This window comes from Gallicola sp. Sow4_E12, from assembly GCF_052116305.1.
GTDB lineage: Bacteria > Bacillota > Clostridia > Tissierellales > Peptoniphilaceae > JBQKLI01.
This window is the reverse complement of sequence record NZ_JBQKLI010000006.1, coordinates 47,943-69,009: the sequence shown is the minus strand read 5'-3', so window position 1 is coordinate 69,009 and position 21,067 is coordinate 47,943. Positions and strand designations below refer to the sequence as shown.

The following is a 21,067-nucleotide window of genomic DNA, read 5'->3' as shown; positions in this document are numbered from 1 at the left end:
TCCCTTCGGGGGTTCTTTTTTTGTTCTGCTTCAGAAACTTAGCATCTAGCCGGGATTTCCTGAGGGGGCTTAGGCGCCCTTCATCCTCTCCTAGGATTGGAAACTAAGACCTTTTGAGTATCGTGAAAGTACTGAAACTAAGAAATCCAAAAGCTTAAAACTTCCTTAGATCAAAAGTCAGATAGAAGATAGATTGTAGGCTACAGGGTCTAGAACATAGGGCTGGCAGAAATATGGAGATTGTTTCTCAATGAAGATTTAGAAAGGACAGAGAAAAAGACCTATTGCACTTTGGCAATAGGTCTTTGGGTTATTCTATTCTAGATGGATGGTTGGGATAACTTCTTTTCGATTCTTTGCAATTTTGATAACACCAAAACCGTATACAAGAGCAAGCACTGCGGCGATGATTAAACTGATGGTATAATCAATTCCAAGTCCGATATCTTGTTCTGCTAAGATAAAGGCAAAAACGATAAAGGTGTAGAAGATGCCTGGAATATGTGTCATCAAATAAGCTTTCTTATTAACATAAAGATAAGATGTCGCCATTGCTAATGCAAATATTGCAACAAATTGATTTGTGAATCCGAAATATCTCCATAGTTTATTAAATCCTTGCGGATCTGTTTTAGCAAAGAAAAGAATAATCAGAGCTGGAATAAAAATCCCAATTGCGATAGCAATTCTGTTTTTTGCTTCTTTTTGGCTGATATTGAATTCTTCTGCGATGATTAAACGCAAAGCTCTAAAAGAGGTATCACCGCTTGTGATTGGAAGTACGACAACTCCGATAACTGCAAGAAGGCCGCCGATATTTCCCATAAAGGCTCTAGAAATCTGACCTACCATTAACGTTGCGCTTGTATCTAATGCAGCTTGTCCGGAAGAGAAGAGAATCATTGCCCCGCCAGCCCAGCACATAGCGATTAGACCTTCAATAACCATAGCGCCATAGAAAGTCATAGTTCCTTCTTTTTCATGCATAACAGTTCTAGAGATCAATGTAGATTGTGATCCGTGGAAACCGGATAAAATACCACAGGCAACTGTTATAAAGAAAGACGGAATAAAACGTTGGCCAAAAGGATGATCTGCAAATAAACCGAAATCTGCAAAGGCTAAATTACCGCCACCGAAACGAAGAATTCCGATAAATACTCCGATTGCGGAAACTAGGAGGAATACTCCAAATAATGGGTAGATTCTTCCGATAATTTTATCGATAGGTAATATAGTTGATAATAAATAATATACAAATATAATTGCATATACGATCCAGATCAGATTATTCTGAGCATCTAATTTTAATATATCCGTCATAATCAGATCCCCTGGAGTGTAGATAAATACTACACCTGTAAGTAAAAGCAGTATAGCGATAACAATATTATAGAAAGCTTTTACAGGTTTGCCGAGATATTTTTGAATCAAACGAGGGATCTGTGCACCGCCGTTTCTCATAGAAATCATGCCGTTAAAGTAATCATGTACACTGCCTGCAAAGATATTTCCTAAAGGAATTGCGATAAAGGCAACAGGGCCAAAAAGAATCCCTTGTATAGGCCCTAAAATGGGACCTGTTCCTGCTATATTAAGAACTTCTATCAGCAGATTCTTAAGTTTTGACATTCCTACATAATCTAAACCGTCGGCTTTGCTTTGAGCAGGAGTTATTCTATCATCAGGCTCGATTTGTTTTTCGCAAATCTTGCTATAGAAAAATCCTCCAACAATCAGTATTATAACACCGATTAAAAAAAGTATCATTGTTCTCTCCTCCTTAAAATGAATATACTCTTATTTATAATTATTTAACAATGAGTACAAAAAGAGAATAGTACTTTTTATTTTATTTTTCAAATATAAAACATAAGTAAATAGCCCTTGATATTGTTGCATTTATTTAATAAATTTGAGTGAAAATAAAGAGCAGAGTAGAAGTAGTAGACAAAAAAGACGGAAATTTTAAGAAATATAAAAAAGGAACTATTAATAAACTGTAACGATTGAAAAGATTCAAAAGAGAAATATATGTTTTATTATAACATAAATTATAGTGTTATAAAAAATTAATTGCAGCATTTTATAATTCCAAAAAAATAAAACAATAAAAGATTGTTACAAAAATGCAACAATCTTAGTGTTTTATAATAATATTCTATAATCTTCGATTCTTTTAGTGAAACCTTGACTGTCCATATAGTCTAAAAAGAAGGTGCTGATTTTACGGCTGGAGCCGGTGGCGGTTCTAAAGTCGGCTAGAATAAACCGGCCGGATTCTTGGACAAGTTCTTTTACGATCTCTTTTGCTTTTTTATAGGTATTAAGATGAGTTATTTTCTCATCGCTTAATGCAATAACCAGATTTCCCAGCTCTCCTTCCAAGATATCTTTTTCATCCTGACTCTCTGCAAAATTGCTAAGGGAAGGAAGATCTGTAAATCCTAAAGTTTCCAACCGTTTTAATACAGATGTTTTAAGTTGGAGCTGCTCTTTTGTAAGAGACTTTTCATGGTCTGAGAATCTTACAGTATCGGAAAACTCGATGCCCTGATCTTTAAAAGTTTCAAGAAATCTATTGTATTCCTTGCCTTTGAACAGCGGATTGATTCTAGAGCGGAGTTCTTCCTTTTTCATGCCTCTTTTGTAGGGCTGATGCTTATGGAATCCTGTAAGGATACGCTTTAAGTTCTCGCCTAATTCCTTATAGTAGGTATTATCCAAATAGATAGATGAAAAGTGTACTGCTTTGCCTTCTTCTACAAGAAGATCAAGTTCCTGTTTTATTTTTTCTGGATTTTCAGAAGTGTAAGCGCTGATATCTTCCAATTTCGGCAGAGTAGAAGATTGTTCTCTTAAAAACTCCAGAATAAGATCTTTTAATTCGCCTTTTTCTTTTAAAAGAAGGCTGTCGATGACTTCTTCGTCTTGGTATTTGTGTTTTTTAGAGGAAGTATCGATTATCACCCCGCCCCCTATAGTGTGAATAGGGGAGTAGCTTCTAAGAACAAAAATATCTTTTTTGCGGCAGTAGATTTCCTCTTCCAATCGAAGCTGAAAAAGACCTGTTTCTCCTGGTTGAAGAATTTCATCTTCTAAGGGAACAGCACGGCAGAATATCTCCGAAGAACCGATAAACAACCGCAGCCGATCCCAATGTTTTACTTTATTTGGGCTGTGGTCTGTAAGAGAGATCTTTACGTCAATCATCCGCGTTTTTTCTAAGGAGTTCTTAGCAGCTATAATATCGCCTCGTTTTAACTCGCTGACAGGAATGCCGGGGATATTGAGAGCGACACGCTGTCCTGCATAGGCTTTGTTTTTATCCTCCCCGTGAACTTGGATCGAACGAATTTTTATAGGATGTTCTTGGGGATAAAGATAGTATTCATCTTCTTTATTTAAAGTACCTTCTGTTAAAGTTCCTGTTACAACAGTGCCGATTCCTTTAAGAGTAAAGACACGATCGATATTCATTCGAGAAGGAGCTTCATTATTTTTCTCTGGAACTTCCTCCTCCATTTTGTCCAAAGTTTCTACCAGAAGGTCTAATCCTCTTCGGGTAATGGAGTCGACTTCTACAATGGGCGCGTTTTCAAGGAAGGTGTTTTTTAGATGGTCTTTTACATCTTCCTTTACCAGTTCAAGAATTTCTTCATCGACATCGTCGCACTTCGTTAAGACTACGATTCCCTTTGGAATATTGAGGAAAGATAAGATATCTACATGTTCAATGGTTTGGGGCATAACACCTTCGTCGGCTGCGATAATCAATAAGACGATATCAAGCCCCGAAGCGCCAGAAAGCATATTCTTGATAAATCTTTCATGGCCTGGAACATCTACGATTCCGACTCTTGTTTTAGAAGGCAGGTCAAAATAAGTAAAACCTAAATTGATGGAAATGCCTCTTTCTTTTTCTTCAGCCAGATTGTCTGTTTCTCTGCCTGTTAAGGCTTTGATTAAAGTTGATTTGCCATGATCGACATGACCTGCTGTACCTACAATAATATGTTTCATTCTTTCACCTGCGCTATATGTTGTAATTGTTTTGCAATAACGGGATAATCTCTGTCTTGAAGAGTTCTTGGATCCAATAGATATTCATTATCCTGAATTCTTCCGATAATAGGATCCGAACAAAGTCTTAACTTTTCTTCAAGGGCATGAGCTGTCATATCTCCTATCGAAATCGACATTAATACTGTCGGAATTTCTTCCGTAGGCATAGATCCGCCTCCTACTTGAGAAAAGCCATTTTTTAATTGGATTTTAATCTGATCGTTTTTATTTGATTCCATAAAAGCAGAGGCTTTTTCGATAAGCTCGTCTTTTGTTGCGGTCATCATCTGAAGGGTAGGGATTTTTTTTATCGCGATTTTTTCGTCTAAATAAAGTTTTAATGTTTCTTCTAATAAGAAAATGGTCATCTTATCTACACGAAGAGCTCTTAGCAGCTGATGTTTTTTCATTTTTTCGATATATTTTTTCTTGCCCACGATAATTCCTGCCTGAGGTCCGCCTAATAATTTATCGCCGCTGAAAGAAATGATATCAACGTCTTTTTTTACAGACTCATGGACAGTAGGCTCATGGCTTAATCCATATTTATCTAAATTTATAAACACGCCGCTTCCAAGATCTTCATAAAGAGGAAGATCATATCTATCAGCTAGTTTTTTCAAATCGAGATTATCTACAGCTTCTGTAAAACCCATCATTTTAAAATTGCTTTGATGAACCTTCATAAGAAGTTTTGTTTCTTCATTGATAGCATCTTCATAATCGGAGAGATGGGTTTTGTTTGTAGATCCTACCTCGACCAAGTCGGTTCCGGATAATTTCATAATTTCAGGGATTCTGAAGGATCCCCCGATTTCTACCAATTCTCCTCTGGAAACAATAGCATTTCCACCGGAAGAAAAAGCTGAAAGAATGAGAAGAACCGCAGCTGCATTGTTGTTTACCAACAGAGCATCTTCTGCACCGGTTAATTCTACAATAGTTGATATCACATGGTCGTAGCGGGAGCCTCTTTGCCCCTTTTCGATATTATATTCCAAATTATTGTAGGATCCTGCTTGGGAGACGAAGTCTTTTAAGACTGTTTCGTTCAAAAGAGACCGGCCTAGATTCGTGTGGATGATAACGCCGGTTCCGTTGATAATTTTTTTCAAGGAAGGTTCTTGGCGGATTTTGATTTTTTTTATAAAAGCTTCTTCCCAGTCGTTTTTTTCTCGAGAAAAATTGCCTGCATCTTCTTCGGAAAGGCTTAATATCATCTGGCGGTATTCTTTGATTTCTTCTCGTATTCCCTCTAGGATAATGGGACGATATATTTTGTCGGATAACTCTTTAATGCCGGGAAAGGATAAGGCTTCATCTACGGATGGGATATTGCGCAGTATATCATTCTTATTCATAAGTCACCTCTGTATTTTCTAGTTTGATTATATCTTAACATAAAGGGAAATCTTATCCTAGATTGAAATACTTTAAGAAAATCTCTCTTATGATATAATATTATAAGCACGCTTAGAGGAGGATTTTATGGCAAAGAAGGCAATATACAGAGAATACAGGCCGCAAACATTTGACGATGTTTATGGACAGTCTCATATCACGGAAATATTAAAGAGCCAAGTTCAATCCGGCAATATTGCACATGCTTATCTATTTTCCGGTACGAGGGGAACAGGGAAGACAAGCTGTGCGAAAATATTTGCCCGAGCCATAAACTGTTTGAATTTGAAAGAAGGCAGCCCCTGCAACGAATGTGCAAACTGTAAAATGAGTTTAAACGAAGAAACCATGGATATTGTGGAGATGGATGCTGCTTCGAATCGTAGAATCGATGATATCAGACAGTTGAGAGATGTGGTAGTCTATCCGCCGGCAAATTTAAAATATAGAGTTTATATTATAGACGAGGCCCATATGATTACAAACGAAGGCTTTAATGCTTTGTTAAAGATTATGGAAGAACCTCCGAAGCATCTAGTCTTTATACTAGCGACTACGGAACTCGAAAAGATTCCGGCTACAATATTATCCAGATGCCAGCGTTATGAATTCAGAAGAATTGAAATCACAGATATAAAAAGCAATATTCAAAAGATACTAAAGGACCTTTCTATTAAAATGAAGGACGATGCGGCGGATCTAATCGCTTTGAAAGCGGACGGTTCTATGAGAGATGCTTTATCAAGTCTCGATCAAGTTCTTTCCATATCGAAAGAGGAATATGATCTAAGGGATGTGGAAAATGTACTTGGAATTGCAGAACAAGATGATTTAATTAAAATATTAGAACGTCTTTCTGCAAAAGATTATAACGGGACCTTAAACAGCTTCGAGTTTGCAGCTGAAGGAAAAGGGATAGAGTCTACTTTTGAAGAACTGATAGAATATCTGCAGAGTTTGATGATGGTACAGGTAAAAATGGAAAGCTATATGGATATCAGCCCAGAAGAGGCGGATAAATTAAAAAGCTTAACAGAATTATGGCCCTTGGATAAGATCATGACTACAATCGATATTCTGGTTCATTATAATAATCTTTTAAAAAACTCTGAGCAGCCCCATGTAATAGTTCAGCTGGCATTGTATAAAGCTTGTGTTTTGGAAATGGAAACAAGTCTTATCGATCAGATCCAGACATTAAAGCGAAAAGTTCAGCAGTTCGAAGAAGAGGGAGCTGCAGTACAGACTCAGAGCCCAAAAACGGCTCCTGCAGCGCCGAAGGAGCAAACTCATAGAGAATCTTCGAAGGAGAACAAACCTCAGCAAAAGGGTGTTCCAAAAGCTTCTACACCCGAAGAAGAGATAGAACCAGAAACGGCAAAAGAGACTGCAGTTCAGGAAACTGAATCTGTTCAAACGCAAGAACTTCGCATGCCTGATGAAGAGTTTAACCCTTTATGGACAACGTTCCAAGAAGAGGTTAAAATGAAAGAAACAGGAAGTTTATTAGGAAATTATCTGTCTTTTGTGGAAGACCGGTTCGAATATAATGAACAAGTCTATATTATATTTCCGGACGACAATGCTTTTTTCATACAGCGTCTTCAAGCAGGTAAAAACTATGAAGATCTTCAGTCTTCCTTTGAAGAAGCGTTCGGCAGTAAAAAAATGAGACTTTTAACAAGAAGCGAATATGAAAAATTAAACAGAAAAACAAAAAACATAGATCACACTGAATTAATCAAAAAAATATTCGGTGAGGATATAGAAATCATTGACTAGGAGGCTATTATGGCAAAATACAGAGGCGGCGGAATGCCCAATATGAATAATATGATGAAACAAGTACAAAAGATGCAGAAGCAAATGGAGGAAACTCAAAAAAAATTAGAGGAATCCGAAGTAACTGCAACAGCAGGCGGCGGAGCGATCGAAGTAGTAGTGAATGGAAAAAAAGAAGTGAAATCTGTAACCATTGATCCTGATATTCTGGATCCGGAAGAAGTAGAAATGCTTCAAGATCTTATTATGGTTGCTGTCAATGACGCCATCTCTCAAGTAACGAAACAAAGCGAAGACGAAATGGGTAAAATAACCGGAGGAATGAATATTCCTGGAATACTGTAGGAGAAAATATGAGTTTATATCCAGAGTCCATGGAAAAACTAATTATCGAACTATCGAATCTGCCCACAATTGGACGGAAATCAGCGAGAAGGCTTGCTCTTCGCATAGTGGAAATGGATGAAAAACAAGTAGCAAGACTTGCTGAAAGTTTAATGGCGGTAAAAGAAAAGATTCACCCCTGCTCTATCTGCGGTAATTTGGCAGAAGAAGATACTTGCTCTATCTGCAGAGATCAGTCCAGAGATCGGGAAACAGTTACTGTTGTTGAAGACAGCGGCAATATTATATCCCTTGAAAAAACTCACCAATACAATGGGCTTTATCATGTACTGGGAGGAGTGATCTCTCCTAGAGATAATATCAACCCGGAAGAGCTGCGAATCGATTCTCTTTTGGAAAGAGTAGAAAACGAACCAATACACGAGATCATTCTTGCGATATCGCCAACGGTAGACGGCGATCTAACGATGAATTTTATCGGAGAACTGCTGAAAGGCAAAGATGTTAGAGTAACAAAATTAGCAAGCGGCGTGCCTATCGGCGCTGATCTGGAATATTTTGACGAGATGTCTATTTTAAATGCTCTTCAAAATCGAACAGAGATCATATAAGAGAAGGGCATCCTTCTCTTTTTAAATGAAACAGATTAAAGAGGAGATATTATGAATATTAAAAAGTTGATAGGGCTTCTCCTTTTAATCCCATTATCAGTTTCTTGTTCAAGAGGCTATAATGCAGGGACCTATGAAGCGGTAGGAAAAGGGAGAAACGGCGATATACGAGTCTCAGTTGTAATCGATTCTGATGGGAAAATTACAAATATTGAAGTACTGGAGAATTCTGAAAACAGCCGAATGATGAAACAGGTAACAGAAGGCATGATACCGAATATGAAAAAAGACAACACCTCCGAGGTAGACAGCATAAGCGGAGCCACAGAATCCAGTATCGGGTTTAAAGAAGCAGTGAGAAATGCGTTGAAAGATGCAAGATAAAGAAGGAAGATTCTTTTTAAAGCCTCTATAATAAAGTGTGGAGTGTGATAGAGGGGAGAGGGGAGAGGGGAGTTAAGGCAGGAAAGTGATAAGTCGTCACTTTCCTTTTGTTTATAAAAATATAAAATAATGCTGCTCTTTTATTATAAGAAAATACAATATTCAACACGTAGTACTTGGCATGTTTTTGAAGTTATAGTAAAGACAATTCATTGACTATTCTCTAAAAACTATTTCCTTACATTTAAAAAACCAGAAAGCATTATGCTTTCTGGTTATTTAGTCGAGATGATAGAATTTGAACCTTTGGTCAACTATCTCTCACTCATAGAAGTATAATTCTGCAGATCGCGGATCGATACATATCCTGGTCGCATGATTTTGTCGTCTCGGATTTGTTCTAATCTGTGAGCACACCATCCTGCAATTCTGGAAACGGCAAAGATTGGGGTATAGAGTTGTCTGTTGATTCCAAGCATTTCATACACAAGGCCGGAATACAAGTCGACATTGGCGCAGATTTCGAAATCGTCGCCTTTTTTTTCTTTCATTTTTATTTTAGTCAGTTCTTCTATTGTGTTTAAGAGATAGAATTGATCTTCATAACCTTTTTCTTCTGCCATTTGTTTTGCTTTTTCTTTTAATAAAACTGCTCGAGGATCGGAAATGGTATAGATCGCATGTCCCATACCATACACAAGTCCTGTTTTGTTGAATGCTTCTTTGTTCATGATTTTGTCTAAATAATTCGATACGGAATCACGATCTTTCCAGTTGCAGTTTTCTTTAATATTATCGAGCATTTCAGCAACCATAATATTGGCGCCTCCATGTTTTGGCCCTTTTAATGAGCCGATAGCAGTTGCGATAGCTGAATACATATCAGTTCCAGAGGAAGAAACTACATGAGTAGCAAAGGCAGAGTTGTTACCGCCGCCGTGCTCTGCATGAACAACGAGACACAGGTCTAAGAGTTTCGCTTCTTCTTCTGTATATTCGCAGTCTTTGCGCAGCATATGAAGGATATTTTCCGCAGTTCCTGCCCCTGGTTTTGGTCTATGGATGATCAGCGAATCGTTATCGTAATAATGACGCTTCGAATTAAAGCAGTAAGCCATAAGAAGCGGCAGCTTTGCAATAATATCGATAGACTGGCGAAGGGTATTCAAAAGTTCCAGGTTTTCTGGATCGTCATCATAGTTGTACAAACTAAGTACTGTACGCTGCATCATATTCATAATATTTTTGCTGACAGATTTATAAATCATGTCTTCGTTATAAAATTTAGGGAAGGTTTTATAGCGTTCCAGCATTTGGCTGAAATTTGCCAAACTTTCCTTGGAAGGAAGCTCTCCTAAGAGCAGCAGATAAACCGTCTCCTCGAACCCGAAACGGTTATCCTCTTGGAAGCCCTTTACGATATCATTGAGTGGAATTCCTCGATATAATAATCTTCCGTCTGTAGGGATTTTCTTTCCGTCTTCCAAGACATAACCTTCTACATTGGCAATTCTTGTAATTCCTACTAGAACTCCAGTTCCGTTGGAATTACGCAGACCTCTTTTTATATTATATTCCGTATAAAGTTCAGGATTAACATAACTGTTTTTTTCCAGCAGATTTAATAATTTTGACTCGATCTGCTGAATTTTTGGCTGATTTAAAGAGGAATTCATAGTTCAACAACTCCTTTTTTTATAAATTAGAGATTACGCTTTGAGTAAAGTCATCGGTAGATGCATTGCCTCCAAGATCTCTTGTATAATTTTTCTTATCGCTTAAAGCTTTGTCGATAGCATTTTTTATTCTCTCAGATGCTTCATGTTCGCCGATATAATCAAGCATTAAACATCCGCTTAGTAATAAGGCAGTAGGGTTGGCATAATTTTTTCCTGCGATATCAGGAGCAGAACCGTGAACCGGCTCGAAAATTGCGATATCTTCTCCAATATTTGCCCCTGGAATCAGCCCTAGTCCTCCTACGAGTCCGGCACAAAGGTCGGATAAAATATCTCCATACAGATTTTCTGTAAGGATAATTTTATAACGCTGAGGATACATGACAAGCTGCATACACATATTATCTACTAGAACTTCTTCTAATTCGATTTCTGGATAGTCTTTTGCCACATTTCTGGCAACTTCTAAGAAAAGACCATCAGTAAGCTTCATAATATTGGCTTTTGTAACCACAGTTACTTTGTCAACACCATTTTTCTTTGCAAATTCGAAGGCTTCTTTCGCGATTCTTGTAGAACCTTGACGAGTGATGACTTTGATGCTGTGCATTTCGTCATCGCTGATCTTCTTTTCGATTCCTGCGTATAGATCCTCTGTATTTTCTCTAAAAATAGTGATATCAATGTTTTCAAATAAAGATTCGATTGTACCTAGAGATTTTACAGGACGTACATTGGCATAAAGGTCATATTTCTTGCGAAGAAATACATTGATAGAGCGAAATCCTGTTCCGATCGGAGTGGTGATAGGGCCTTTGATGCCGATTTTGTTTTTTTCTAAGCTTGCAAAGGTAGAGTCGTTAATAAGCTCTCCTGTTTTTTCGTAATTCGCTTCTCCTGCTTGGCAGATGTCCCAGTTGATGTCTAAACCGCAAGCGGCAAAAACATTTCTTAAAGATTTTGAAATCTCAGGGCCGATTCCATCTCCTTCTATTAAAGTAATATCCATCTTATACCTCCAATTTGTTGTTTTTAGAATAGTTTAAATAACCGCCGTTTAGTACAACTTCTTTCTCTCTATCTGATCCGCTAAACTCTACTAGGAATTCAATATCTTTTCCTTTAATAGAAGCTTTAATCGGCTTGTCGTTGTTGATAGATTCGATAAGATCGGATAAAACTATTTCATCGTATTCTTCGATTTTGTCGTAATCTTCTTTATTTACAAAGGTAAGAGGAAGAATACCGCTGTTGATTAAGTTAGAACGGTGAATTCTAGCAAAAGTCTTGGCGATAACTGCTTTTACCCCTAAATAAAGCGGAATTAACGCAGCATGCTCTCTAGAAGAACCTTGGCCGTAGTTGTCTCCTCCGATTATGATTCCGCCATTATTTTCTTTTGCTCTATCGTAGAAATCATCCACAATTGTTTTAAAAGAGAACTGAGAAAGATAAGGAATATTTGAACGGAATGGAAGAAGTTTCGCATTCGATGGACAAATATCGTCCGTTGTGATATTGTCTCCTGTTTTCAAGATTACTTTTTTATCGATAGTTTCTGTTAAAGGAACGGCGATAGGGAAAGGTTTAATATTCGGACCCATAACAACATCTTTTCCTAGACCTTCCTCTGAAGGATAGATAAAATAGTTGTCGCTTTGTCCGTAGCTTTCCGGCTCCGGAATATTCAAGTCGATATCTTCTGTACTGGGGTCGGTTAAATATCCTTTTACAGCTGAAATCGCAGCAGTTTCCGGGCTTACTAGGTAAACTTGTGCATCCATCGTTCCTGAACGCCCTTTGAAGTTTCTGTTGAAGGTTCTAAGACTTACACCGGCAGATTTTGGCGCTTGTCCCATACCGATACAAGGACCGCAGCCTGATTCTAGAATTCTTGCTCCTGCTTGAATAAATGTAGCCAGTGCACCGTTTTCTGAAAGAAGGCGGATAATATTGCTGGAACCTGGCGAGATAACTAAACTTACATCAGGATGAACGCGTCTTCCTTCTAAGAATTTCGCAACTTTCATCATGTCTTGATAAGAAGAGTTTGTACAAGATCCCACAGCGACCTGATCCACTTTGGTTTTTAAATTTCCTACTTCTTCGACAGCATCTGGGCTGTGAGGCTGAGCTGTTAAAGGAACGATTTCCGATAAGTCGATTTGTAAAACTTCTTCGTATTCGGCATCATCGTCTGCTTTAATTTCGGTATAATCTTCTTCGCGGCCTTGGCGTTTTAAGAACTCTCTTGTATTTTCATCGCTTGGGAAAATAGAAGTGGTAGCGCCAAGTTCTGCACCCATATTACAAATAGTCGCTCTGTCTGTTACAGAAAGAGATTTTACTCCTTCGCCTGCGTATTCCATAATATAGCCTACGCCGCCTTTAACAGATAATTTTTGAAGCACTGTTAAAATAACATCTTTTGCATTCACAGAAGGACTAAGTTTTCCGGTTAGTTCCACTTTATGGGCTTTGGGAACAGTTAAATAATAGTAGCCGTTTGCCATACCGACAGCTACGTCAAGTCCGCCTGCTCCGATAGCTATAGCTCCTAAGCCCCCTGCAGTCGGTGTATGGGAATCGGATCCGATCATTGTAATACCTGGTTTTGCAAATCGCTCTAGATGAACTTGGTGGCAGATTCCTCCGCCTGGTTTTGAGAAGACAAGTCCGTATTTTCTAGCTGCTGTACGAATAAATTCGTGATCGTCCGCGTTTTCAAAACCGGATTGAAGCATGTTGTGGTCGATATAAGCTACAGATAAATCTGTTTTAATGGAATCTACTCCCATCGCTTCTAGTTGAAGATAAACCATTGTTCCTGTTGAGTCTTGAGTCAGTGTTTGATTCAAACGAATTGCAATTTCCTTGCCGACTTCAAGTTCTCCGTCGATTAAATGGTCTCTTAATATTTTATAAAAAACAGTACCTTTCATTTATGTCCCCCTTGTTATTAATAGACTGTATCTATATTATTATATTCGATTTTTTATGCGTTGACAATGAAATAGAAGTAAAAGGGCTTGATAATCCCTTTTTAAGAAGATTCTTTCACTTTTAAATTGAAATATTTCTAAATGTAATGCAAAATAAGATTTATAGGTTAATCTTGAAAAAGAAAGAAGGTGTATAAATATGGAAAAAGAGTTGAAAGCAGCAGTATACGGATTTGCTGTCGGAGACAGCTTAGGAGTTCCCTATGAATTTAAAGAAAGAGGATTTGAATTTTTAGAGGATAATAGTCCCCTTATCTGGTCTGATGATACGGCGATGACTCTGGCAGCCTGGGATTCTATTCGCAGAAATGAAGGAATCGATCTGGAGGATATGATGAAGTCCTTTGAAAAATGGTATTTTAAAGGAAAATATACTCCCAATGGAATTACCTTCGGAGTGGGAAGAACGACGCAAAAGCGATCGAATCCTATCATCTGCATAAAGACATAGAAAACTGCGGACAAAGGACTATAAGAGATAATGGAAATGGAGCCCTTATGAGAATCCTTCCTCTTCTTTTTGTAAAATGTACAGCAGAAGAAATAGATGGGGTCTCAGGTCTTACCCATAACCATGCGATATCAAAAGAAGGGTGCAGAATATATGTGGAAATCGGAAAAAGGCTTCTTCATGGTCAAGATCTAAGATCGATATTATCTAAAATAAATGTTTCTGAAATATATAAGAGAATTCCCTTTTTGGAGAAACTCTCGGAAGATGAAATCCGTTCAACTGGTTTTGTGGTAGATACATTGGAAGCTGCGATATGGTGTATTTTAAAAACCGGAAATTATAGAGACTGTATCGTGAAGGCCATAGAAGTAGGGCAAGATACAGACACAACAGCGGCTGTCGCTGGCGGACTTGCGGCTATAGTATACGGATATCATAGTATTCCAAAGGATTGGCTTGAAAAACTTCAGGGAAGAGAAAGGATAGCAGAGTATATCGGGTGTTAGATTCATTCTAAAAAAGTATTTATTATAATTGCTATTGTATTAGCGGGGGAAATGGTATATAATATAAATGTAACAGATAACAAAAGTTTAAAGGGGGAAATTATGGATTTAAAAGGTTCAAAAACAGAAAAGAATTTAATGGAAGCATTTGCAGGGGAGAGTCAAGCACGCAATAAATACGATTATTATGCGGGACAAGCTCGTAAAGACGGTTATCAGCAAATTGCAAATCTTTTTGAAGAAACTGCTGGAAATGAAAGGATGCATGCTAAAATCTGGTTTAAATATCTAATGGGCGGTGAAATCCCTAAGACGGAAGCAAATTTAGTAGATGCTGCTGCAGGAGAACATTTCGAGTGGACAGATATGTATGCTCGTATGGCAGAAGAAGCTCGTGAAGAAGGTTTTATCGAAATCGCTAAAAAATTTGAAATGGTAGCTGCTATCGAAAAAGAGCATGAAGAACGTTATAAAAAATTGTTAGAAAACATAGAAGGCGGATTAGTGTTCTCAAGAGATGGAGATACAATCTGGAAATGTTTAGAGTGCGGACATATTGTAATTGGAAAAAACCCTCCAAAAGTATGCCCAGTATGTGCTCATCCGCAAAGCTTCTTTGAAGTTCGTGCAGAAAATTATTAATACTTATAGAAGCCTGCTCTATAGCGGGCTTCTTTTTTTGGAAAGTTTAAAAGGAAATACTGTTTCACAAAATAATGGAGATTTTAGGGTTAATAGAATTGACAAGCATCGAACTCCATTGTATACTTTAATATATTCTATGCTCTCTTAGCTCAGTCGGTAGAGCGCTTCCATGGTAAGGAAGAGGTCGCCGGTTCGATTCCGGCAGTGAGCTCCATAAAAAGCAAAGGAAACCTTGAAATATTTCAAGGTTTCCTTTTTGTTGTTTTAATATTATGAAATATATACGTATTTATTGATATCCGCAAGACAGGAGATTGATGGGCAAACAGTTTTTAATTATTCTTTGCCATTCTTAGAAGAAATGTTTAATGATTATGCTGCAACTATTCACAGCTTTTCTATATACTCAACATTTGAATTCCTTTTTCCGAAAGGAAGTTATTGGATTTATAGTTTATTCATCGTTTGGACATTATTATAAGCTAATGTCATAAAATATCTATAGAGTTCTGCAACGTCAAAATTTTTGGGGAATTCGAATGTATGGCTATCGTATTCCAATGTACGAGCATTTAATATTGGAGTTTTAATATAGTTTATAGTTATTTCGCTATCATCTAGAGCTGAACCTGCTGTTTCCACTGTTACATTGTAAATGGAATGCAGGTTGATAGATATAATTCGTTGCTTTTCTCCGCTTAGTCCCTGTCGATCGCTAAAGAGCAATCTCTTTGAGGTTATGACTAGAGCATCTCGAAGAAGTTTAAAAGCTTTCTCGATGATTTCATCCTCCATTAGGAATTTTCCATATTCTTCTGTTGCTTTTTTTAAGTCATATTCTGAAAAGTTGCCTAAAAGCCCTTGGGCTATATTTTTACCGAATTTTATTGCCATTTATATTTCTCCTATAATAGTTTTCATCATCAGTATGTTTAAAATCCTTAAAGGAATGCTCTTCGGTTATCTTATTCTCCTCTTTGTCGAAGAATTTCGTAGATTAAAATGGCTGCTGCATTGGAAGCGTTTAAGGAACCTACGTTTCCAAACATCGGGATTTTAATCAGTTCGTCGCAGTGTTTTTTTATATTCTGAGAGATGCCTTTGCCTTCATTTCCGATGACCAAAGCGATAGGCCCTGTAAGATTCGTTTTAGTATGAAGGCTTTTTGCCTCGCCGTCTGCACCGTAAACAAAGATGTTTTCCTTCTTTACTTCTTCAATGGCCCTGGATAGATTTGTTACTTGAGCAACTTTCATATAGCTTGTAGCACCGGCTGACGTTTTTTCAACGGTGGCATTGATACTTGCGGATCTTCTGCTTGGGATGATAATTCCATGTACGCCAGCGACTTCTGCAGTTCGAATAATTGCCCCTAGATTATGGGGATCTTCGATACCGTCTAAAAACACTAAAAAAGGAGTTTCTCCTTTTTCTCTGCTAAAGCTTAAAATCTCTTGGATACTGGAATATTTAAAATCCGATACAAGGGCGCAGATTCCCTGGTGGTTCGTTGCATTTGTAATTTCTTCTAATTTTCTTCGGTCGATTTCTTGAACATGGATACCCATAGATTTTGCTTTTCCGATAATTTTCAGGATAGAACCTTTTTGTTCACCTTTTTGGATATAGATTTTATCGACTGTCCGGTCGCTGTTTAATAATTCTAAACAGGCGTTTCTTCCTATAATATATTCTGACATTTTTTCTCCTATTTTTCTCTAATTTCTTTTAACCAGTTCTCGTCTTCAGGATCTTGAGATACTCGAATTCCGCTGTCGAGTTTGGCGATTTTATTGTGATCTTCCCGGCTTAAGGAAAAATCAAACACTTCTTTGTTTTCTTCTAAACGTTCCAGTTTCGAAGTTTTTGGAATCAGGATGTTTCCTTCCTCGATATGCCAGCGGATTACAATCCGCTGCGGGGACTTATGATATTTGGAGGCGATCTCTTCAATAACAGCAGTATCTGTAAGCCTCTCTACGCTTCTCGCTAGAGGCGACCATGCTTCCAGCTGGATATTATGCTGGGAAAGATATTCTTTCATATCTTTCTGCTGTAAAAGGGGGTGAGTCTCCAGCTGGTCGATAGCAGGTTTAATATTGGCGTGAACAAACAGCTTTTCTAAATGCTGTTTGTGAAAATTGGAAACAGCGATAAAATTGCATAAACCCTCTTCGTATACTTCTTCCAAAGCTTTCCAGCTTTCTTCGAAGTCTTCAGAAGGCCAGTGTAGAAACAATCCCTCCAGCTTATCCAGCCTAAGATTCTTCATGGATTTTTCGATAGAATAAAGAGTCTGATCTCTTCCATAATCTTTTGGCCAGATTTTCGTGCAGACTTTTAGTTTACCAAATAATGTATGGCGGCAGATACAATCGCCGATGGCTCGTTCGTTATTGTAATAGGAAGCCGTATCTAAAAGTTCATAACCAAGGTCGACAGCTTTTGGAAGCAGCTTGTCTAAGATCTCTTCATCCGTGATTTTATAAGTTCCAAATCCAAGCTGGGGTAGAGATAGACCGTTGTTTAATTTAATCTTATTCATAAATCCTCCTTTGTTCTATTTTCTATTATCAACTAGAATCATTATAACGGATTTCAAGGCGGGCGTATAGAAAAGACGAAAGGGGCGAATAAGTAAAATGGGGTATAATAAAAAAGTGATACAAAAAAAAGGATCTGGAGGTAATAGTATATGGATACAAATTCTGTAATGATGCAGGGGTTTGAATGGTATCTTCCTGATGACGGGAAATACTTTGTTCGATTAAAAGAAAGAGCGAAAGAATTGAAGGAAGCAGGGATAGATGGTATATGGATACCTCCTGTGTTTAAAGGAACAGGTACAAACGATGTTGGCTATGGTGTTTACGACTTGTATGATTTAGGGGAGTTTGACCAGCACGGTACTGTTCGAACGAAATATGGAACATTAGAAGAGCTTCAAGAAGCAATCAAAGCTCTTCATGATAATGATATAAAAGTATATGCAGATGTTGTTTTAAATCATAAAGCAAACGGCGATTTTGAAGAAACCTTTATGGCAGTTCAAGTAGATGAAAATGATCGAAACAAAGAGATTTCTGAAGCCCATGATATTAGAGCTTGGACAGGATTCAACTTTCCGGGAAGAGGAGATAAGTACTCAAACTTCAAATGGAATTTCCAGCATTTCAGCGGAGTAGACTACGATACATTATCCGGCACCAGCGGAATATTTAAAATCGTTTCTGTCGACGGAGACAAGGACTGGAGCGATGAAGTAGCGGGAGAGAAAGGGAATTTTGATTATTTAATGTTCTCGGATATTGATCATGAAAATGAAGATGTGCGCCAAGAGCTTTTTAAATGGAGCGAATGGTTTGTGGAAAAACTAGATATCGATGGTTTTCGTTTTGATGCGCTAAAACATATCAGCTATGATTTTATTAATGACTTTATCGATAACTTAAAAGGAAAAGTGCCGGATGATTTTTATTATTTTGGAGAATACTGGGTTCCGGATCCGGACAAGTCGAATCATTATCTTTATGAAACAAGCTATCATACAGATTTATTTGATACAGGCCTTCATTATAATTTAGAAGCAGCTTCTCAGGATGACAATTTTGATATGAGAAAGATATTTGACGGTTCTGTTGTTCAGGAGCATTCTCATTTAGCAGTGACTTTTGTGGATAATCACGATAGCCAGCCGGGACAATCTTTAGAGTCTTTTGTACAGCCTTGGTTTAAAAAAATTGCATACGGGATCACTCTTTTAAGAAGAGACGGCTATCCATGCATCTTTTACGGTGATTACTACGGAATCCAAGGCGACAATCCGATTGACGGACAAAAAGAAGTAATCGACAATTTAATCTGGGTCCGTAAAAGCTACGCTTATGGCGAGCAGGATGACTATATGGAAGATCCAGAGCTTATCGGATGGGTGAGACACGGTTCGGAAGATCATCCGGGAAAATTAGCTGTTGTTATTTCTACAGGTGACAGCAAAACTTTAAGAATGTTTGTAGGAGAGGACCAAGCAGGGAAAGAGTACAGCGATCTTACCAATGGGAATACGAATAAAATTGTAATCGATGAAGAAGGATATGGTAATTTTGAAGTCGGACCTGGAACACTAGCAGCTTGGGGAGAGAAATAATGGGAGACAATCAAAAACGGCAATACCGCTATACCATGGAGGAACTGACAAAGTTTGCCATAGAGGCGTTAAAAAGAAGAAATATCGGGCTAGATGATCTGGCTAAGATTGTTCATTCTCTGCAGGTTGATTATCATCCTGATTTAGACCTTGAAACATGTCGGGAAAGTATAAGGAGTGTTATGCGGAAACGGGAGGTCGTTCATGCGATTCTAACAGGAATTGCTTTAGACGAACTGGCGGAGCAGAATCTGTTAAAAGAACCTTTGTTGTCTATCGTGAAATCTGATGAGGGTCTGTTCGGAATTGATGAAATCATTCCTTTATCTATCGTGAATATTTACGGCAGTATCGGTCTTACAAATTATGGTTATTTAGATAAAAAGAAATACGGTATTATCAAAGAATTAGATGAAGCGAAAGACGATTCTGTAAACACCTTCTTGGATGATATAGTAGCGGCACTGGCAGCGGCGGCATCAAGCCGTATCGCGCATTCGTATGTGGAGTAGAAATGAGCAAATTTTATGCAGTTCGAAAAGGAAGGAAAAATGGAATCTACGCCACTTGGGATGAATGTAAAGCCCAAGTGGCAGGATTTAAAGGAGCGGAGTATAAAAAGTTTACGACTTTAAAAGAAGCGGAACTTTTTATCTCCGGGAATTTGGAAGAGGCGAAAGATTTTTCTTTAGCGGATATCAAAAGTACAGAAGCAGCGGCTTATGTCGATGGGAGTTATAATACAAAGACAAAAGAATATGGTTATGGCATTGTACTTTTAACAGACCAAGGGGAAGAAACGGGGTTTGGAAAAGGAGACATAGCAGAATACAGTACCCACCGCAATGTTGCCGGAGAAGTTTTAGGGGCTATTAGAGCTATGGAAATGGCAATTCAAAAAAAGAAAAATGTGTTGTTTCTTCACTATGATTATGCCGGGATCGAATACTGGGCAAAAGGAGAATGGAAAAGAAACACCCTCCTTACTAAAAGCTATAAAGAAATTTATGATAAATACAAGGAAAATTTAGAAGTCTATTTTGTTAAAGTTAAAGCCCATTCCGGTGACCATTACAATGAAATGGCCGACCAGCTGGCAAAAAAATCTGTAGGAATAAAATAAACAATCTTAGAGTACCGGCTATGTTGAGAAATCATAAAGAAACGGTATTCTAAGATTGTTTTTTTGTCCGATCAATTTTGAAAATATAAAGTGTTGTTAGAAGCAGAAGGATTAACGTTGTGATTAAAGAAGCCAGAGGTCCGTAAGCTCCTCCTGTTAAAAGGGGGTAGTCTTTATTTACAGCGATATGTAAAAAGGTGGTGTTTGTATGGATTCCATTGATAATATGGCTAAAAAATACGGATTGTATGTAATTCCATCCAAAATGAAATCCTGCTGCCAGCCAGATATCTTTAGAATCCAATACTAGAAGGCAAAGGAAGAGTCCCCATAAAAACGTGTTTACGATGGTTAATAGAGAAAAAGGATAGGTTGTAATATGAACCAGTACAGAAAAAAGTGCTGCGAGTCCAACGGAAAGTGCTAACGCATAAGTGTGTTTTATCCACTCTTGGAGCCTGTGGAAGACAAATCCCCGCATGAGAAGTTCTCCATGGAATACCTGTATTAAAAACCCGATCAGATAGACAAGAATATAAGGGGGATAGAAAGTGTTGGACACGCCCATCAGGATATTTGCCCGAAGTCCCAGTGTAATACCGTTATATAAAAAGACTACAATCAGCCCCATCAGAAACCCGGATATCAGATTACGGCCCCAGTATTTTTTTGTGAGTCCTAATGCATGAGAATCTTTCCAATGAAGACGATTGAAAAGAAGGATAACGGCAAGAGGAAGCAGGTTCAAAAAAAGGTAAACAAATACAAACCCGTCATTATCGATCCTATTCATATCATCTAAGGTCATATTAAAGGAGCGGATGCCGGATTGATAAATGGATAATTGTGCAGCTCTCGCTCCTAAATAGACTAGTATAAAAGCTAAATCCTTTTTCAAAAAGTCTTTCATAGATCTTTTCATT

Annotated in this window: 18 protein-coding genes, 1 tRNA gene and 1 pseudogene; 10 read left to right on the top strand and 10 right to left on the bottom strand. The window is 37.8% G+C overall.

Going from position 1 to position 21,067, the window contains the following annotated elements:
* Positions 1-315 precede the first annotated feature (315 nt).
* The 3 genes from ACTQ46_RS04585 to selA form a co-directional block, all read right to left on the bottom strand.
* Positions 316-1,770: a carbon starvation CstA family protein gene (locus ACTQ46_RS04585; protein ID WP_441747745.1), complete on the bottom strand. Its 1,455-nt coding sequence runs from the start codon at positions 1,768-1,770 to the stop codon at positions 316-318.
* A 378-nt stretch (positions 1,771-2,148) separates the two neighbouring features.
* A complete protein-coding gene (selB, locus tag ACTQ46_RS04580) occupies positions 2,149-4,023 on the bottom strand; it encodes a selenocysteine-specific translation elongation factor (RefSeq protein WP_441747744.1) in 1,875 nt (624 codons plus the stop codon).
* Complete coding sequence (gene selA, locus ACTQ46_RS04575) at positions 4,020-5,426, bottom strand: L-seryl-tRNA(Sec) selenium transferase (protein WP_441747743.1); 1,407 nt, start codon at positions 5,424-5,426, stop codon at positions 4,020-4,022. Before selA ends, selB begins: the two co-directional genes overlap by 4 nt.
* A gap of 127 nt (positions 5,427-5,553) precedes the next feature.
* Between selA and dnaX the strand changes: the two genes are divergently transcribed.
* Genes dnaX through ACTQ46_RS04555 form a run of 4 tightly spaced genes read left to right on the top strand, consistent with a single transcriptional unit; the run spans position 5,554 to position 8,588 of the window.
* Positions 5,554-7,248, top strand: a complete 1,695-nt coding sequence (gene dnaX / locus ACTQ46_RS04570) for a DNA polymerase III subunit gamma/tau (RefSeq protein WP_441747742.1) — start codon at positions 5,554-5,556, stop codon at positions 7,246-7,248.
* Positions 7,249-7,257: 9 nt separating this feature from the next.
* Entirely contained in the window at positions 7,258-7,593 is a 336-nt protein-coding gene (locus ACTQ46_RS04565) for a YbaB/EbfC family nucleoid-associated protein (RefSeq protein WP_441747741.1), read from the top strand.
* Between the two features lie 8 nt (positions 7,594-7,601).
* Positions 7,602-8,204, top strand: a complete 603-nt coding sequence (gene recR, locus ACTQ46_RS04560; RefSeq protein ID WP_441747740.1) for a recombination mediator RecR — start codon at positions 7,602-7,604, stop codon at positions 8,202-8,204.
* A gap of 51 nt (positions 8,205-8,255) precedes the next feature.
* Positions 8,256-8,588: an FMN-binding protein gene (locus ACTQ46_RS04555; protein WP_441747739.1), complete on the top strand. Its 333-nt coding sequence runs from the start codon at positions 8,256-8,258 to the stop codon at positions 8,586-8,588.
* A gap of 314 nt (positions 8,589-8,902) precedes the next feature.
* Here ACTQ46_RS04555 and ACTQ46_RS04550 read toward each other — a convergent pair whose 3' ends face one another.
* From ACTQ46_RS04550 to ACTQ46_RS04540, 3 genes are read right to left on the bottom strand one after another with little or no spacing between them, the layout of a single operon-like run.
* Entirely contained in the window at positions 8,903-10,264 is a 1,362-nt protein-coding gene (locus ACTQ46_RS04550) for a citrate synthase (RefSeq protein ID WP_441747738.1), read from the bottom strand.
* 19 nt (positions 10,265-10,283) lie between these two features.
* Entirely contained in the window at positions 10,284-11,276 is a 993-nt protein-coding gene (locus tag ACTQ46_RS04545) for an isocitrate/isopropylmalate dehydrogenase family protein (protein WP_441747737.1), read from the bottom strand.
* 1 nt (position 11,277) lies between these two features.
* The gene (locus tag ACTQ46_RS04540; RefSeq protein ID WP_441747736.1) at positions 11,278-13,209 is read right to left on the bottom strand and encodes an aconitate hydratase; all 1,932 of its coding nucleotides are present in this window, start codon (positions 13,207-13,209) and stop codon (positions 11,278-11,280) included.
* 199 nt (positions 13,210-13,408) lie between these two features.
* Here ACTQ46_RS04540 and ACTQ46_RS04535 point away from each other — a divergent pair.
* The 3 genes and pseudogenes from ACTQ46_RS04535 (at position 13,409) to ACTQ46_RS04525 (ending at position 15,088) form a co-directional block, all read left to right on the top strand.
* Positions 13,409-14,229 (top strand): annotated as a pseudogene (locus tag ACTQ46_RS04535) (ADP-ribosylglycohydrolase family protein).
* Between the two features lie 102 nt (positions 14,230-14,331).
* Entirely contained in the window at positions 14,332-14,871 is a 540-nt protein-coding gene (rbr, locus tag ACTQ46_RS04530; RefSeq protein WP_441747735.1) for a rubrerythrin, read from the top strand.
* A gap of 141 nt (positions 14,872-15,012) precedes the next feature.
* Positions 15,013-15,088, top strand: a tRNA-Thr gene (locus ACTQ46_RS04525).
* Positions 15,089-15,321: 233 nt separating this feature from the next.
* Here the strand turns inward: ACTQ46_RS04525 and ACTQ46_RS04520 are convergent.
* The 3 genes from ACTQ46_RS04520 to ACTQ46_RS04510 form a co-directional block, all read right to left on the bottom strand.
* Positions 15,322-15,768 (bottom strand): PH domain-containing protein, encoded by a 447-nt coding sequence (locus tag ACTQ46_RS04520; protein WP_441747734.1) that lies wholly within the window; start codon positions 15,766-15,768, stop codon positions 15,322-15,324.
* 71 nt (positions 15,769-15,839) lie between these two features.
* Entirely contained in the window at positions 15,840-16,574 is a 735-nt protein-coding gene (gene rlmB, locus ACTQ46_RS04515) for a 23S rRNA (guanosine(2251)-2'-O)-methyltransferase RlmB (protein WP_441747733.1), read from the bottom strand.
* Positions 16,575-16,582: 8 nt separating this feature from the next.
* Positions 16,583-17,419, bottom strand: a complete 837-nt coding sequence (locus ACTQ46_RS04510) for an aldo/keto reductase (protein ID WP_441747732.1) — start codon at positions 17,417-17,419, stop codon at positions 16,583-16,585.
* A 150-nt stretch (positions 17,420-17,569) separates the two neighbouring features.
* Here ACTQ46_RS04510 and ACTQ46_RS04505 point away from each other — a divergent pair, with 150 nt between their 5' ends.
* From ACTQ46_RS04505 to ACTQ46_RS04495, 3 genes are read left to right on the top strand one after another with little or no spacing between them, the layout of a single operon-like run.
* The gene (locus ACTQ46_RS04505) at positions 17,570-19,021 is read left to right on the top strand and encodes an alpha-amylase (protein WP_441747731.1); all 1,452 of its coding nucleotides are present in this window, start codon (positions 17,570-17,572) and stop codon (positions 19,019-19,021) included.
* Positions 19,021-19,533, top strand: coding sequence for a phosphatidylglycerophosphatase A family protein (locus tag ACTQ46_RS04500; protein ID WP_441747730.1), 513 nt, complete (start codon positions 19,021-19,023; stop codon positions 19,531-19,533). The genes ACTQ46_RS04505 and ACTQ46_RS04500 overlap by 1 nt, the downstream gene beginning before the upstream one ends.
* 2 nt (positions 19,534-19,535) lie before the next feature.
* The gene (locus tag ACTQ46_RS04495) at positions 19,536-20,144 is read left to right on the top strand and encodes a ribonuclease H1 domain-containing protein (RefSeq protein WP_441747729.1); all 609 of its coding nucleotides are present in this window, start codon (positions 19,536-19,538) and stop codon (positions 20,142-20,144) included.
* 49 nt (positions 20,145-20,193) lie between these two features.
* Here the strand turns inward: ACTQ46_RS04495 and ACTQ46_RS04490 are convergent, their stop codons facing one another.
* Positions 20,194-21,066: a CPBP family intramembrane glutamic endopeptidase gene (locus ACTQ46_RS04490; RefSeq protein WP_441747728.1), complete on the bottom strand. Its 873-nt coding sequence runs from the start codon at positions 21,064-21,066 to the stop codon at positions 20,194-20,196.
* Between the last annotated feature and the right edge of the window lies 1 nt (position 21,067).

Excerpts from the sequence above, each read along its gene's own strand:
- recR (WP_441747740.1), top strand. The coding sequence starts at position 7,602 with ATGAGTTTATATCCAGAGTCCATGGAAAAACTAATTATCGAACTATCG.
- ACTQ46_RS04550 (WP_441747738.1), bottom strand. The coding sequence starts at position 10,264 with ATGAATTCCTCTTTAAATCAGCCAAAAATTCAGCAGATCGAGTCAAAA.
- ACTQ46_RS04510 (WP_441747732.1), bottom strand. The coding sequence starts at position 17,419 with ATGAATAAGATTAAATTAAACAACGGTCTATCTCTACCCCAGCTTGGA.
- ACTQ46_RS04545 (WP_441747737.1), bottom strand. The coding sequence starts at position 11,276 with ATGGATATTACTTTAATAGAAGGAGATGGAATCGGCCCTGAGATTTCA.
- ACTQ46_RS04490 (WP_441747728.1), bottom strand. The coding sequence starts at position 21,066 with ATGAAAAGATCTATGAAAGACTTTTTGAAAAAGGATTTAGCTTTTATA.
- ACTQ46_RS04505 (WP_441747731.1), top strand. The coding sequence starts at position 17,570 with ATGGATACAAATTCTGTAATGATGCAGGGGTTTGAATGGTATCTTCCT.
- rlmB (WP_441747733.1), bottom strand. The coding sequence starts at position 16,574 with ATGTCAGAATATATTATAGGAAGAAACGCCTGTTTAGAATTATTAAAC.
- ACTQ46_RS04565 (WP_441747741.1), top strand. The coding sequence starts at position 7,258 with ATGGCAAAATACAGAGGCGGCGGAATGCCCAATATGAATAATATGATG.
- rbr (WP_441747735.1), top strand. The coding sequence starts at position 14,332 with ATGGATTTAAAAGGTTCAAAAACAGAAAAGAATTTAATGGAAGCATTT.
- ACTQ46_RS04585 (WP_441747745.1), bottom strand. The coding sequence starts at position 1,770 with ATGATACTTTTTTTAATCGGTGTTATAATACTGATTGTTGGAGGATTT.
- ACTQ46_RS04520 (WP_441747734.1), bottom strand. The coding sequence starts at position 15,768 with ATGGCAATAAAATTCGGTAAAAATATAGCCCAAGGGCTTTTAGGCAAC.
- selB (WP_441747744.1), bottom strand. The coding sequence starts at position 4,023 with ATGAAACATATTATTGTAGGTACAGCAGGTCATGTCGATCATGGCAAA.
- ACTQ46_RS04500 (WP_441747730.1), top strand. The coding sequence starts at position 19,021 with ATGGGAGACAATCAAAAACGGCAATACCGCTATACCATGGAGGAACTG.
- ACTQ46_RS04540 (WP_441747736.1), bottom strand. The coding sequence starts at position 13,209 with ATGAAAGGTACTGTTTTTTATAAAATATTAAGAGACCATTTAATCGAC.
- ACTQ46_RS04495 (WP_441747729.1), top strand. The coding sequence starts at position 19,536 with ATGAGCAAATTTTATGCAGTTCGAAAAGGAAGGAAAAATGGAATCTAC.
- ACTQ46_RS04555 (WP_441747739.1), top strand. The coding sequence starts at position 8,256 with ATGAATATTAAAAAGTTGATAGGGCTTCTCCTTTTAATCCCATTATCA.
- dnaX (WP_441747742.1), top strand. The coding sequence starts at position 5,554 with ATGGCAAAGAAGGCAATATACAGAGAATACAGGCCGCAAACATTTGAC.
- selA (WP_441747743.1), bottom strand. The coding sequence starts at position 5,426 with ATGAATAAGAATGATATACTGCGCAATATCCCATCCGTAGATGAAGCC.